The organism is Nocardia sp. NPDC051463, from assembly GCF_040681975.1.
GTDB lineage: Bacteria > Actinomycetota > Actinomycetes > Mycobacteriales > Mycobacteriaceae > Nocardia.
On the sequence record NZ_JBFBAB010000002.1, the window covers coordinates 320,236 to 333,336 of the forward strand.

The following is a 13,101-nucleotide window of genomic DNA, read 5'->3' on the forward strand; positions in this document are numbered from 1 at the left end:
CGCGCCGGCGGCGGCGAACAACGGTGGTGCGGGCGGTCGTGTCGATCAGGCCACGCTGACACGATCGGTGATCTACCAGGCGTCTCTCGCGGCGACCACCGGCCGCTGCGAATCGACGTCCTCTGGTGCGGTCGATGCAAGCGGTGGCGGGGGGTCATCCACTGGCGGAGGTGTGGGTGTGGAATCGAGTGCCGAACGAGATTTGTGCGGACCGTCGGCGGGTGATCCGCGTGTGGTAGTTCTTCCGAATACTGTTGCTGTGCAGGGTCTTTGCGGTCAGCGCGTCGATCTGGTCGCGATTTCGTCAGGCGATCTGATCTTCTGGGACTATCGCAATAGCGCACCGACTCGCGTGGGTATCGCCACCGACTCCACCCAGCTCGTCACGGTCGACCCGTCGGGAAGGGTGATCCACAGCGCGATTCCGACGGCGAACGATGTTCGGGTGAAGCGGGTGTTGGAGAGTGCGCCTTGACGAGTATCGAGCTGTGGCCACAGGACGCAGATGACGCTGTCGACCAGGGTGTCGATACAGAGGGCGATGGGTCTGCTGGACCGGTAACTCCGTGGTCGGGTCGGCCTGGACGCAGCAAACAGGAGCGCCCTCGGTTGGGAGCTCCGGTGGCGCCCACTCCGTCGAGTTCTCCGGTGTCGCCGATCCAGCCAGGGGGGCCGAGCCCCCAGAGTCGGTACGAGACACCGCTGAGTACACCGGGTCCGGCAAAAGTAGCTCCTGGAGCGAGCCCGGCGCCGCTGACTGCTGTCGCACCTGCCCAGCCCACACCGGCACCCGCCCAGCCGGCTCCTGTGCCTGTCGTGGTCTCTCCTGCCCCGCACGTGCCCGAGGGTGCGGCGACACCCTCGGGGCGGGAAACTCGGTATCGCGAACCGGAACCGCCCGAGCCGCTGATCAACCCGGACATGATCGGGGCGGCACTGCCCGCGGCGGCCATGGCCGGGACCATGGCGATGGCCGCCCTGCCGATGATCGCCAACGCACTCGGGGGCCTCACTGGTGGTGGGGGTGGTGATCAAGGCGGCAACGGTGGCGGATCAACCGACGGTGAGCTCTCGCCCGAATCCCAGCATGCCCTGGAAGCTCTGGAACTCCTCGCGAAGGTCTACGGCGACGAGGAAACCGATGATCCCGAAATACAAGCCATTCGTGAAGAACTCGGCCTCACACCTGGCAACGGCACTGGCACCGGAACGGCAGGCTCTGGGGCCGGCAGCGCCGGTTCCGGTAGCATCGGCGCCGGTTCGGGCGCAACGGCGAATGCGGTCAATGCGCGGCAACTGTTCCAACGCAACGCGGCCACCGCGTTCAACAACATCGACAACCAACTGTTGCGATACATCACCGGACTAGCGGGCAACAACAAAGTCGACCAGAAAGCGATCGGATCGCTGGTCCGCGAAGTCAACGTCGCACTCGCCCAACTCGGACCGCAGGCCTACACCGCACAAGGCCAGCAGAAAGTCCGTCAGATCCTCACCGCCGCACTGCAAAGAGCCCACACCATCGTCTCCGGCAGCAACACCAACTCCACTGACACCGCCAACGCCATCAACCGGCTCACCAACCAATACCTGTACAACATCTCGGGCCAGAACTATTCCGCAGCCATGGGGACCTCCGGTGGTCAGATGCCCGGGGGCACGCTGGGGCAGTGGATCCAGCAGGCGATGGCGGTCTTGCAGCAGAGCGGCTGTGACATGCGCAAGGTCGACCCCGCGGCCATCGCAATCATCATCCAGAACGAATCGGACGGCAATCCGCTCGCCACGAACACGTGGGACGGCAACGCGGCAAGGGGAACGCCCTCGAAGGGTCTGATGCAGACCATTGATTCCACGTTCAATCAGTATGCGGTACAGGGGTACAACAACATTTACAATCCTGTCCACAATATTGTCGCGGGCGTGCGGTATGCCATCGGCGAGTATGGTTCGGTCAGCAATGTGCCAGGCGTCCGAGCCGTTCGCAGCGGTCAAAAGTATGTCGGGTACTAAATGGCGTCGACGAAGAAGCAGGATCCGCTCGAGCCGGAAGTCGAGGCCGACACCGAAGGTCTGGAAGAAAAGCCCGGTGACGCGCGAACGAGTGTAACGACCGCCGACGAGCCCCGCCGTCCGGTGAAATCTGCCGCGCGGGGCAGTCCTGCGCGGCTGCCGCCGATGGCGCCGGTCGGGGCCTCGGCGGCGTCGATGCCCCCGGCGACCGCAGCGCGCGGTCCCATCACGCCGTTGATCGCCGAATCACCCACTGCGGGTACCGGTTCGGCGTCGATAGCGCGACCGGACGCGCTCGCCTGGTCCGGCGCGGCTACGCCGATGGCGGCGGCCGCGTTGGGAGCACTCGCGACGATCGCCGCCCATTACGGGGACGACACTCCTTCCGCGGACACCGGGCAGTCGTACTCGCCTCCGGTGCTGGGAACAGAGACGACCGCGTCGGTGGCGGGAGTGGGCGAATTGGGATCGCAGTACGCGGCCGACAGCCACAACAGATCTCAGCGCATCAACACGGTGCAATCGTTGAATGCCGAACTCGGGAAGATTCTCGAGGGGGCAGCCGACAGCACCACCCAGGGACGAGCCGCCATTGCGGCGATCATCGCCGATGTCAACACGGCCTTGGTCGCTCTCGGCGGCATCTCGGATGTGACAGTAGCGCGGAACTTTCTCCTCGCCACACTGACGAATGCGGTACAACGCGCGGGATCGGTTCTGGCGCAGGGTCAAGTCGCGGCGGCGACCACCGCGGATCGGGTCAGCAAACTGACCGATCGATACCTGCAGGACACACGGCCGACACGGCCGAGCCGACCGCGCAGACCGAGGCGAGCGTCGCACCCGGACAGCCGCGCCGCGAGCGGCGGTCCGCCCCGCACCCGACCCGCGGGCCAGCAGGGGCAATGGATCAACGAAGCGCTGCAAATTCTGCGCGCACAGGGCTACGACACCCGGCAGATCGATCCTGCTGATATCGCCGCGATAATTCAGCACGAATCGGGTGGCAATCCGAACGCGATAAATCTGTGGGACAGTAATGCTGCGGCGGGCATCCCGTCGAAAGGTCTGATGCAGACCATCGATCCGACCTTCAACTCCTATGCGTTACCCGGTCATCGTGATATTTGGAATCCGGTCGACAATATTATTGCGGGCGTGCGGTATTCCATAGATCGCTATGGCTCGGTCAGTAATGTACCGGGCATCGTCCAAATGCGCGGCGGCGGTTCGTATGTCGGGTACTGATGGCCCCGGCTAATTTGTCCAGCGGGTCGCGAGGTAGCTGCTGGGCAAGGGAACCGTACCAATGGGCACACCAGGCTTGGACGCCGCGATGCACATACCGTTCCCGATGTACATGATGACATGCCCGGGCAGTCCCGATGACTTGAACGAGTCAGAGGGAAAGATGAGATCCCCTGGACGAATGGCGGCCGGGTTGACCTGAGGCAGAAGGCGATACTGATCCTCCGAGACTCGTGGAATCTGGACACCCGCGGCTGCCGCCGAATATTGCATGAGGCCCGAGCAGTCGAAAGAATTCGGGCCTTCGTCGCCCAAGACATAGGGCTTTCCGGTTTGGGCAAGGGCGACTTGGATTGCCCGTTGGGCCGCCGCCGTCGCTCCGGTCCCCGGCATCTGACCACCGGAGGTCCCGGTGGCTGCGGTGTAGTTCTGGCCTGCGATGTTGTACAGGTATTGGTTGGTGAGCTGGTTGATGGCGTTGGCGGTGTCAGTGGAGTTGGTGTTGCTGCCGGAGACGATGGTGTGGGCTTTTTGCAGTGCGGCGGTGAGGATCTGACGGACTTTCTGCTGGCCTTGTGCGGTGTAGGCCTGCGGTCCGAGTTGGGCGAGCGCGACGTTGACTTCGCGGACCAGCGATCCGATCGCTTTCTGGTCGACTTTGTTGTTGCCCGCTAGTCCGGTGATGTATCGCAACAGTTGGTTGTCGATGTTGTTGAACGCGGTGGCCGCGTTGCGTTGGAACAGTTGCCGCGCATTGACCGCATTCGCGGTTTCACCGGTGCCAGTACTGCCGGCGCCGCCACCACCGCCTCCGGTGCCACCGCCTCCGGCCCCACCGGCGTCGGTGCTATCGCCGGGGACGAGACCCAGTTCCTTTCGGATGGCTTGGATTTCGGGATCATCGGTTTCTTCCTCGCCGTAGACCTTCGCGAGGAGTTCCAGAGCTTCCAGGGCCTGCTGGGATTCGGGCGACAGTTCGGTGTTGTTGGTGGTGTCGCCGCCACCGTTGTTGCCTTGGCCATTGCCACCTGCCAGACCGGCGAGTGCGTTGGCGATCATCGGCAGGGCGGCCATCGCCATGGTCCCGGCCATGGCCGCCGCGGGCAGTGCCGCCCCGATCATGTCCGGGTTGATCAGCGACTCGGGCGGTTCCGGCTCGCGATACCGAGTTTCCCGCCCTGCGGGGGCTGCCGCACTCTCCGGAGCGGGTGGCGCAGGAGACGCTGCGGCAGGCGGCGCAGGCTGGGTGGGTGCTGCTTGGGCAGGCGCACCACCAACACCGGGTCCACCAGGAGCGACTTTTGGTTGTCCTGGTGCGCCCAGCGGGGTTTCGTTGCGTCCTTGCGGACTCGCCCCTCCCGGTGGGATCGGCGAGGTCGGCGCAGGCGGCACCGGAGCGCCCAAACGCGGCCGTCCCTGCTTATGTCCCGGCCGTTCCGACCACGGAGTTACCGGACCGTCGGAACCCTCGCTCTCCTCGCCGACACGGTCCTCGACCTCGAAATCCGCCCCCTGGGGCAACTCCGTACTCGTCACGATCGACCTCCGGAAACCCGCGTCACGCAGGACTCGGCGACGACGAGTGTCCGAGGAGGTGGGAGTCGGAGGCGCATCCGGTATTTCCTCCTACGTCGGCCACCTGTCGCAAGGAAGGGTCTGTCAGCCAAAGTGATTCGCGCATGTAGTGTGCGTGTGTTACCAGAACCATCTTGACCGGTGCGACACAGACATCAGTTCCCACTGATGGGAATCCTCGACAATGGGTGCGTCGAAGGGAAAAGGGCCCATGACCGCTGCCGATGTTGGATTCCTGATCCCGGTTCGGTTGACGTTCGATGCGAATAGCGGCGAAATCGGACCAGTAGTAGACCTGGCTGTGGTGATGGGTGTGGTCGGTCGGTGCTGCTTCTCGCCGGGTAGGTAGGCGCTATGAGTCTATGGGGCGACATCGCCACTGGTGTGGCCGGCGTGGTCGGGTTCGCGATCGGCGGCCCGGCCGGTGCCGCGCTGCTCGGCGGTGTGGTCGGCGGCATCGCCGCCGGATTCGAGAGCGGCTGGGACCTCAAGGCCATAGGGCAGGGGATGGCACTCGGCGCCGTCGGCGGCCTGATAGGCGGTGGGGTGGCCGGTGTCGGCCTCAAACAGATGTTTACCACCGCGGGCGTCGGCCTGATGAAAACCAGCCTCGTCGACGGTGTGAAGGCGCTGACGGCCGACGGTATCAAGGGGGTCGTGCGTAACCTTCCCGCGGCGTGGACCGCCGCGCAAACGGGACTGCGAACGAAGTCCGGTCTCATTGGATCTTTCGCCGGGGCATACGACGCGCGCAGCCGGCCTCAATGGCTTCGAGACAAAATCAATCAGTACAGCGACAAACCGGAAGTTTCGCTCGGTGAGATCAAATTGATTGATATCAGTCCTGCCAAGCTCGGAAATGTTCCGGCAGAGATGTCTCATGTGATGATGCCCGATCCGAAGCAACTGCCGGATGGGCTCGTGTTGTCGCCGGCTATCGAAGGCCACTATCAAAATCTTCCTCAGATGTATCTAGGAAATTGGCAGACTATTGGCGACGGCCCGTACACTCCGCCACCGCAAAAGCAGCCCGTAGCGGAAATTCGAGGCGCAAACGCGGCGCAGGTCGCTAATTATCCACAGCGCGTAAGTATGATGAGTGCGCGGTACGGAACGCTGTGTGAAAAGGATGCGCGGGTGGCAGCCGTTGTCGGTGAGACGGCGGAGCTCTGCGAAAAGGCTCGTGCAGCTGTCAACTCGCGCATCGACCTGCTGACCGAAATGGCGGGAACGCATCCTGCTAACACGCCTGAGCTTACGAGATTCGTTCAAGACCCCGACTATGGTTTGATTCCGGACTATCTGGTCGACCCCAGTGGAATCACCGAGGACAGTTATATGCTGTCGCTTGCCGAATCGTCGATGGCCAGCTCGGAACGGATGATGAATTCCATAGCGGAAGAATTCGAGAAGAAAGCGGACACGGTGGAGGGCGAAAAGCCCGGCGATGAGGAAAAGGTGGACGATCAGAAGGCTGCCGACTCCGGTGTCGACGATTCGAGTAAGACTCCGGGGCGCACCACTCCGATTGCACTACCGGCCATACCGGCCGCGCCGGCTGCCTCGGCCGCCCCTGCCGCAAGCTCTCGGGTGGCCGCCGCGGGCGCTGGTTCGGCGCCACCGGTCTGGAATTGGGACAGCGGCACGGCGGACAACGGCGGGAGTTCCTCCAGCGGCACGGACCGAACCGATTCCACGTCGAGGGAGACCGACGCCGCTGTGTCGGACACTGGCACGCAGCAGGGCACTGGCGCGCGGCCCGATACCGGCGCGCTGCCCGACTCGGCACCGACCTTCCAGCCGAATGCCGGACAGGTCGCCGCTGCGTCCGCGAACCCGGCTTCCGGAATGCCGAACATGGCGCCGCTGCTGCTCGCGATGAGCAACCTCGGTAAGGGGAGCGGTCGTTCTGATGGGCGCGATGAAGATGAGGACCGGAGCGGAGACGATCAGGCGAAGATCGGCGGCACGCGAGGCAGCGCTCCGGCGGCTGCTCAATCCGCTACTTCGGCGCAGTCTGGCACGGCTTCGCCCTCGCCCTCGCCCTCGCAGCAGCAGGCGGCGCCCTCGTCCGGCCGCGCCGCGGCCACTCCGGTCGCGGCGTCGGGGCGCCCACAGGACGACGATGTCAGCAAGATCTACACCTTCCCGGATGGGCGGACACAACGAGTCTCGGTGGTGGTTGCTCAGGCTCTCGACGCGGCGATCTACAACGCGGCGAGCACCGATGCGCGGTATGCCTATGCGAAGACCGCGGCGGCGATTCCTCCTGGGGCCGAGATCGGCACGCCGGCCGATCCGAGCGAATTTATGACCGGCGACATCGTGACTTGGCACAAAGAGATTCCCGGCGAGGACAAACCGCACGAAACGACGGCGCTCCTGGTTGTCTTCGGTACCGGCGTCAACGCCACCTTGGAGGTGATCGTGGACGGTGCGCTGGAACGTTTCGCTGCCGAGGAGGCGGCCACCGCGGAGGCGGGCGGTAAACAGGGCACGTTCGGCCACTTCGCCGGATTCCGCCATCCGGCAGGCATCGAGATTGCTGTGTCCGCGCCTGATGCGACCATCCAAACCGCGACGACGCCCGCCGATCCGTCGGCTGACGCGTCCGTCGCAGTACCGGCTTAAGGGGTAAAGATGCAGTGGATGCCATTGCTCGTCGATATCGGCGTTTCCACGGTAGTCGGCCGGTATATTCCCGGTAAAGGCGGAATGGCTCTCGGGGGTGCTCTCGGTGGCGCTGCAGGTGAACTCGCGTCGGGTCACTACAGTCCCGATGACATCGGTAAAGGTGCCATGTACGGTGCCGTCGGCGGCCTGGTGGGTCATGGCGTGGCCAAAGGGCTCCAGGTGGGCCTCAACAGGGGGCTGAAAGCCACAGAAACCGCCCTCAAAGGCGTCAAAGGGATCCAGGAAGCGGTACCGAACGCGGCGAAGGCCACGGCTGATGCCGCCGACGATGTGGTGGCAGCGCAAAAAGCCTTGAAGACTGCCAAGGGTCTTGTGACCAAGGCTGAAAACGCGCTGAAACGGGCGGGAAAAAAGGCCACGCCCGCGCAGCAAGCGGCGAAGACAAGCGCAGATAGCAAGCTAACGGCCGCAAACAAGGCCGTTGGCGATGCAAATAAGGCGACGCAGGACGCCGCGGATGCCGTCAAGAAAGCCCGTCAAGACGGGATTGCATACAAAAAAGCTAACCCTAATAAGACACTCGATGCGCGCAGAACCGAGCTCGAAGAAAAGATCGCGCGTCAAAAGAAGAGGGAGGAATTTCTCTTCGGAAAGGGTAATGGCAAAAAGCGGGGCGAGGCCGGATATGAAGCCCCGGGGTGGGGTCCCGACATTCTCCGTGGGCTCGGTGCCGGCGGAGCCTATCTGTTTCGCGACGCGAATCGTGATGATCCCACAAAGGGGAAGAATCCAGGGGACCCTGCCAATCAAGAGTATGTCTGGGACGGTGAACACGTTCGCCTCTTTCAGCAGCACAAACCGCCCTTCATCATCGATCCGGATATACAATCGCAGGTGCTTGCCACCGAGCTGGGATTTCTACTGCAGCCCAAGAATCTGAATGCTCAGCTCAAAGCATGGCATGCCGGGCCCGGTAATTCGGTGGCCACCGCGCTCAATGACAATCACGAGTACTTCGGCAATCTTGCTCAGAAGAAGGATCCGACGCTCACTAAAGTCCCTAAACTGGCTGGCTCGGTCGGGCAAATGACTGGTTTCGGTGGTGAATCCAAGGCAGGGGAGGCGTACCGCGCGGCAGCTACCTCATTGAACGCCGCAGCGGATCAGTTCTATGCACGTGAAGTAGCGCTGTTAAAGAAGGTGATACCGGAGAAGGTGGAAACAACTACCTTGGACGGTCAAACTGGAATTTCTGAGCTCATCAAGGGAATGAATATGGCTGTCGCAGGCGGGGGAGCGACAACTGATAAAGATTTCATGTCTGTGATGTCCGGAGCGCTGCAGGGCATCGAGGATATCGCTGGTGAGGGCGATGCGAAAAGTGGGAAAGCGGCCGATGAGGTCAAAACGCTGACCGACCAATGGGATAAATGGAGGGAGGAGCAGGCGAAGATCGGCGCCAACCAGTCCGCCGAAGTGCAGAAGAGTATCGCCGGATTGAGTGCCGCGCAGCAGAACCCGGGCTTCACGCCACAGACACCGAATTTCGGCAATCTGGGCAACCAGTGGAATCCGAACGATCTCAACCCGCCCGGCACCCCTGGCACCCCTGGCTTCCCCGGCACCCCCAGCACTCCGGACATCCCCACTCCTCCGAGTCCGCCCACCCCCCCGGCCACCCCAGGGGACCCCGATACCGGCAAGAGCACGCTGCAGAACGCGCTCGACCGAATCCTCCCGCCGACAAGTACACCGAACCTGTCGAACACCCCCCCGTTCGCTGGAGCAGGCGCTCAGCCCGCGGGGTTCGGTGGCGGTATATCGCCGATGGATATGGCGATGATGAGCGGAATGTTCAATCCGAATCGGAACGCGATGCAGCCGAACCCCGAGCTCGACCCGGACCGGTATCGCGACGACCCGGCCATCATGGCTCCCCCCGCGGCCACCGTCCCGCCGCCCGTCACCGCGCAGCCGGCGGCGACGGCCCCGCCGACGACTGCTACCCCGGCACAGAATATTCACGCTCCTGTCACCAACGCCCCGCCCGGAACGCCCGTCGGTGGTCTGCCCGGTCGCACGCCGGACCCCGATGGAAACGTGACGTACACGTTCACGTCCAAGGACGGTTCCGTTCGCACCCAGAAGGTGTCGCTGCAGGTTGCCCAGGCGCTGGACGCGGCGTTCGCCAGTAAGGACGCCACCAGCGCGGAGGGCGCCTACAAGAACACCAAGGCCAAATGGACCGAACCCAAGATGCCCGACAAGCGCATCGGTAACTCCGATTTGATGACCGGCGATGTCGGTCTATGGGAGGTCGAGGGCGGCAAGTTCTCCTCAGCGGTGCTCGTCGCGTTCCCAGATCGTGAGCATCCTGAGAACGGCACCCTGGAGGCCATCGTGAACGGTGAATTGGTGGAGATGGGTCCGTTGATGGCCAACGGCGGAGAGCTCGGTTCCTTCGCTGGATTCGCCCATCCGCGGGGAATCGAAATGGCCGGCCCGGCGGATGGTGGCCCTGGCCCCGGCATGGCGGAGCTGGGTGATCAGTCCGCGGCCGCGACGATGCCGGGCGTGACGTTGACCGCGGGCTGATCGCAGAACCAGTGGTGAAAGGAGAGAACCATGGCGCTGGAAGTCGACCTGGACGAACTCGTCCGCAATGCGGCGAAGCTCGCTGAATTGGCACGCCAGACCGGAATGGCGCTGCCCAAAGGCTGGGTTCCGCCCGCGGGCACGGACCCGATCTCCGCGTCGTACGTACCGCGACTCAACAACGACGCGGCCCAGGTCTTCAACGGACTGATCCAGGTTCTCAACAACCTTCAGCACACCGCGCACCAGATCGGGGCTGCGGCAACCGATTACAGCCAGGGCGATGAGCAGGGCGCGCGCGAAATCGGCGGCTCCGGGGCCGACTTGGTTACCAATCCCGTTCCCGTAGTGCAGCCGATCGGTTTGCGACGGCCACCGGTCCACAAGTTTCCGGCCAGTGGCCCGACGGTCGATCCGTTGACATTCGCACAGCAATTGCAAGCCGGGCCGGGGCCGACTGGCGCGACCGACTTCGCGGACTCGCTTCGGCAGTTCGCGGGCGGTTTCCATGCCAACGCTATCGAAGGCGCCGATGAGGCGGCGAACGCGATGCAGCACTGGCGGCCGGTCGGGTCGGCGGCGGCCGCCGATATCGCCGGGCACCGCGGCTGGCTGGACCAGCTCGGCGGTCAAATGCACACCTTGGCCGACGCCGCCGATACCTATGGCCGCGCATTCCGGACGGCGAAGGACAAGCACCCGACGCCGGAGGACATCAAGAAAGCGCGTAACAGGCTGCTCTCGGCCATGCGGTCGAAGAACCAGCTCGCTATCGAGGAAGCGCTCGCCAAGTTCCACGCGCAGAACGCACTTTCGGCGGAGACTATCTCGGGTTACGAGATCGCTGTCGGATCGAAGGTTCCCGAGGCTGACGATTCGGGCGACGGCGACGGCAAGGGGAATGGCGACGGCGAAGGCAAGGGCAACGGCAACGGCAACGGCAACGGCGCGGGTCAGGGCGGTGACTCCAGTGCCCTCATGTCGATGTTGCCCGCCCTTATGAGCGGGATGTCCGGGCTGCAGCAGCCACAGCAGGACAGTTCGGGCCTCGATGATTACGAGGACTACGGCCTCGACGATTACGGGGATTATGGTGTTCCTAGCCCAGCCAGTTATTCCGGTGGTGGCGGTGGCGGTGGCGTCCCGAGCCCGGGGGCGGTCGGCGCCGTGCCGAGGGGCGGCGACATCAAGGGCATGTCGGCTACCCCCCTGTCGACGGTTGCTCCCACCGGCGCCCTCGCGGGCGGCGGGAGCAGCGGGCTGCCGCGCACCCAGGTGATCGAGCCACTCGCCGGAGGGGCGGCTGGTGGGGCGCGCGGAGCCGGAGCGGCAGGGACAGGGATGGCGCCGTACATGCCCATGTCGCCGGGCGGCGCGGGCGGCGCGGGCGGCGGCAACGACCGCAACCGAGTTGTGGCGTGGCACCCCGATCGGCTGATGTATGTGGACGACACACCGCATACGGAGTTGGTGATCGGTGAACGGCCGACCATCGCCCCGACCGTGACGCCCCCGACACCGGGCCCGAGCAACCAGAATTCGACCCAATCCGGAGGTACCGCATGACCATCCATCCCGACGTGCAAGCCGCGCTGGACGCTGCGCGCGAGCTGCGCCACAAGATCGCCGACATGCGCGAGCGGATCGACAGTATCCGGGCGCGGCGGCCATCGCCGAGCGGCGCGGTGATTCCCGAGGTCGACGCGATGGGCCGACTCACGGATCTGTATCTGGCGCCGGGCACCGCCGATCGGCTCACCGGGGCGGAGCTGGCCGCCGAGATCATGGCGGCCATCCGGGAGAGCACCGGCGACGCGGCGCGGCAGTACCAAGCGATCATGGACGTCCCACCCTCGATGGGTGACGACGAGGAATCGGTGTCCGCCGCCAGCGCGCCGAATCAGGCGTGATGACGACCGCCGTCCCCGAGGTCACCATCGCCGACACGGTGCGATGGCTGCACGAGGAAGGACTCGTGCGGTTGGCCGGTGTCGCCGAACAGGCGTCCGGGATCATTGCCGCCTATACGGTCGAGGTAGCAACCGGAACCGTTGTCGCGCACCCTGTCACCGGGTCAGGTGGAGGCTCCGATGTGATGACGGTGGCCGCCGACGATCTGCCGCACCCGGTGGGCACACCGAGGCGTTTGGTCATCGTCGGGGTCACCACGTCGGAAGCCTTGCTGGTCGTGGATCTCGCCGCCACCCTTGCCATTTCGATCAATGCCGACTACCCGGAGGAAGCGGCTCGATCCTGGGTGCTGCAGTTGATGTTGAACTCGGAGATCAACGTCACCACCAATTGCGCCGACGTCGTCATCGGTTCCAGTCCGCGCTTGCGGCAGAGCTTCATTCCCGGTGGCGGCGCACAGATCGTCAACGTCGACGACGGGCGCCCGCCGGTCACGGCCGTGACGCTCAACGCGGCCACCGAGGGGCCCGACCATCTCGACATCGAGGCGGACGGAACAGGGGAAATGTATCTCGGCGCGCGTTTCTGGGCGCTGCGTCATGTGCTGCGCATCGAGGACGAGGCATGGTCGGCACTCGCGGACAGGGTTGCCGCCGATGCCGACGATTCCGCCGGGCCGCCCGTTGGATCGGTCACCGCGTACTCGATCAGATCCCAATCCTCACAACGACTCTCGGAGGGCAAACGATGAAAGACATGTTCCCGCTCGATGTGGAAGACTTCGATGCCGAAGATCCCGACTACGACCCGGCGGAGGACCAGAGCAGGACTTTCGAGGTCTTCAATCCCGATCACAGCGCCGGTGTGGCCTGCGACCGGGACGGCGAGATCGTCGGCATGCACATTGCCGACGATGCGCTCGACAACGGCGATGACTGGCTGGCTGCCGAGATCCTCAAACTCGCCAGGCTGGCGCATGCGAAGTCGCGGGTAGGGCTGCGCAACGAGATGCAACGCAATGGTTCGCTGCCCTACACGATCGACTCGTTCGACCTCCCGACCGAGGCGTCCTACCGCGCCATGGAGGACGCTGAATTCGGCAGAACCACCTCCTGAGCGAGACTC

General features: G+C 64.3%; 10 protein-coding genes. 9 read left to right on the forward strand and 1 reads right to left on the reverse strand.

The window, feature by feature from the left end:
- Positions 1-259: 259 nt before the first annotated feature.
- The 3 genes from AB0M74_RS07130 (at position 260) to AB0M74_RS07140 (ending at position 3,261) form a co-directional block, all read left to right on the forward strand.
- Positions 260-475, forward strand: coding sequence for a hypothetical protein (locus tag AB0M74_RS07130; protein ID WP_364902583.1), 216 nt, complete (start codon positions 260-262; stop codon positions 473-475).
- Positions 476-816: 341 nt separating this feature from the next.
- Positions 817-2,013 carry a DUF4226 domain-containing protein gene (locus AB0M74_RS07135; protein ID WP_364902586.1) on the forward strand — a complete coding sequence of 399 codons (1,197 nt, stop codon included), beginning with the start codon at positions 817-819 and terminating at the stop codon, positions 2,011-2,013.
- Complete coding sequence (locus AB0M74_RS07140) at positions 2,014-3,261, forward strand: transglycosylase SLT domain-containing protein (protein ID WP_364902589.1); 1,248 nt, start codon at positions 2,014-2,016, stop codon at positions 3,259-3,261. It abuts the gene before it with no gap.
- A gap of 9 nt (positions 3,262-3,270) precedes the next feature.
- Here the strand turns inward: AB0M74_RS07140 and AB0M74_RS07145 are convergent, their stop codons facing one another.
- Positions 3,271-4,797, reverse strand: a complete 1,527-nt coding sequence (locus tag AB0M74_RS07145) for a DUF4226 domain-containing protein (protein WP_364902592.1) — start codon at positions 4,795-4,797, stop codon at positions 3,271-3,273.
- Between the two features lie 393 nt (positions 4,798-5,190).
- On the opposite strand from AB0M74_RS07145, the gene AB0M74_RS07150 reads away from it, so the two are divergent.
- From AB0M74_RS07150 to AB0M74_RS07175, 6 genes are read left to right on the forward strand one after another with little or no spacing between them, the layout of a single operon-like run.
- Positions 5,191-7,467 (forward strand): hypothetical protein, encoded by a 2,277-nt coding sequence (locus AB0M74_RS07150; protein WP_364902594.1) that lies wholly within the window; start codon positions 5,191-5,193, stop codon positions 7,465-7,467.
- A gap of 18 nt (positions 7,468-7,485) precedes the next feature.
- Positions 7,486-10,065 carry a hypothetical protein gene (locus AB0M74_RS07155; RefSeq protein ID WP_364902597.1) on the forward strand — a complete coding sequence of 860 codons (2,580 nt, stop codon included), beginning with the start codon at positions 7,486-7,488 and terminating at the stop codon, positions 10,063-10,065.
- Positions 10,066-10,095: 30 nt separating this feature from the next.
- Positions 10,096-11,631 (forward strand): PPE domain-containing protein, encoded by a 1,536-nt coding sequence (locus AB0M74_RS07160; protein ID WP_364902600.1) that lies wholly within the window; start codon positions 10,096-10,098, stop codon positions 11,629-11,631.
- On the forward strand, positions 11,628-11,975 hold the full coding sequence (locus tag AB0M74_RS07165; protein WP_364902603.1) for a YbaB/EbfC family nucleoid-associated protein: 348 nt from the start codon (positions 11,628-11,630) through the stop codon (positions 11,973-11,975). The genes AB0M74_RS07160 and AB0M74_RS07165 overlap by 4 nt, the downstream gene beginning before the upstream one ends.
- Positions 11,975-12,727, forward strand: a complete 753-nt coding sequence (locus AB0M74_RS07170) for a hypothetical protein (RefSeq protein WP_364902606.1) — start codon at positions 11,975-11,977, stop codon at positions 12,725-12,727. Before AB0M74_RS07165 ends, AB0M74_RS07170 begins: the two co-directional genes overlap by 1 nt.
- Positions 12,724-13,092: a hypothetical protein gene (locus AB0M74_RS07175; protein WP_364902609.1), complete on the forward strand. Its 369-nt coding sequence runs from the start codon at positions 12,724-12,726 to the stop codon at positions 13,090-13,092. Before AB0M74_RS07170 ends, AB0M74_RS07175 begins: the two co-directional genes overlap by 4 nt.
- The last annotated feature ends 9 nt before the right edge of the window (positions 13,093-13,101 follow it).

Excerpts from the sequence above, each read along its gene's own strand:
- AB0M74_RS07140 (WP_364902589.1), top strand. The coding sequence starts at position 2,014 with ATGGCGTCGACGAAGAAGCAGGATCCGCTCGAGCCGGAAGTCGAGGCC.
- AB0M74_RS07150 (WP_364902594.1), top strand. The coding sequence starts at position 5,191 with ATGAGTCTATGGGGCGACATCGCCACTGGTGTGGCCGGCGTGGTCGGG.
- AB0M74_RS07155 (WP_364902597.1), top strand. The coding sequence starts at position 7,486 with ATGCCATTGCTCGTCGATATCGGCGTTTCCACGGTAGTCGGCCGGTAT.
- AB0M74_RS07160 (WP_364902600.1), top strand. The coding sequence starts at position 10,096 with ATGGCGCTGGAAGTCGACCTGGACGAACTCGTCCGCAATGCGGCGAAG.
- AB0M74_RS07165 (WP_364902603.1), top strand. The coding sequence starts at position 11,628 with ATGACCATCCATCCCGACGTGCAAGCCGCGCTGGACGCTGCGCGCGAG.
- AB0M74_RS07170 (WP_364902606.1), top strand. The coding sequence starts at position 11,975 with ATGACGACCGCCGTCCCCGAGGTCACCATCGCCGACACGGTGCGATGG.
- AB0M74_RS07175 (WP_364902609.1), top strand. The coding sequence starts at position 12,724 with ATGAAAGACATGTTCCCGCTCGATGTGGAAGACTTCGATGCCGAAGAT.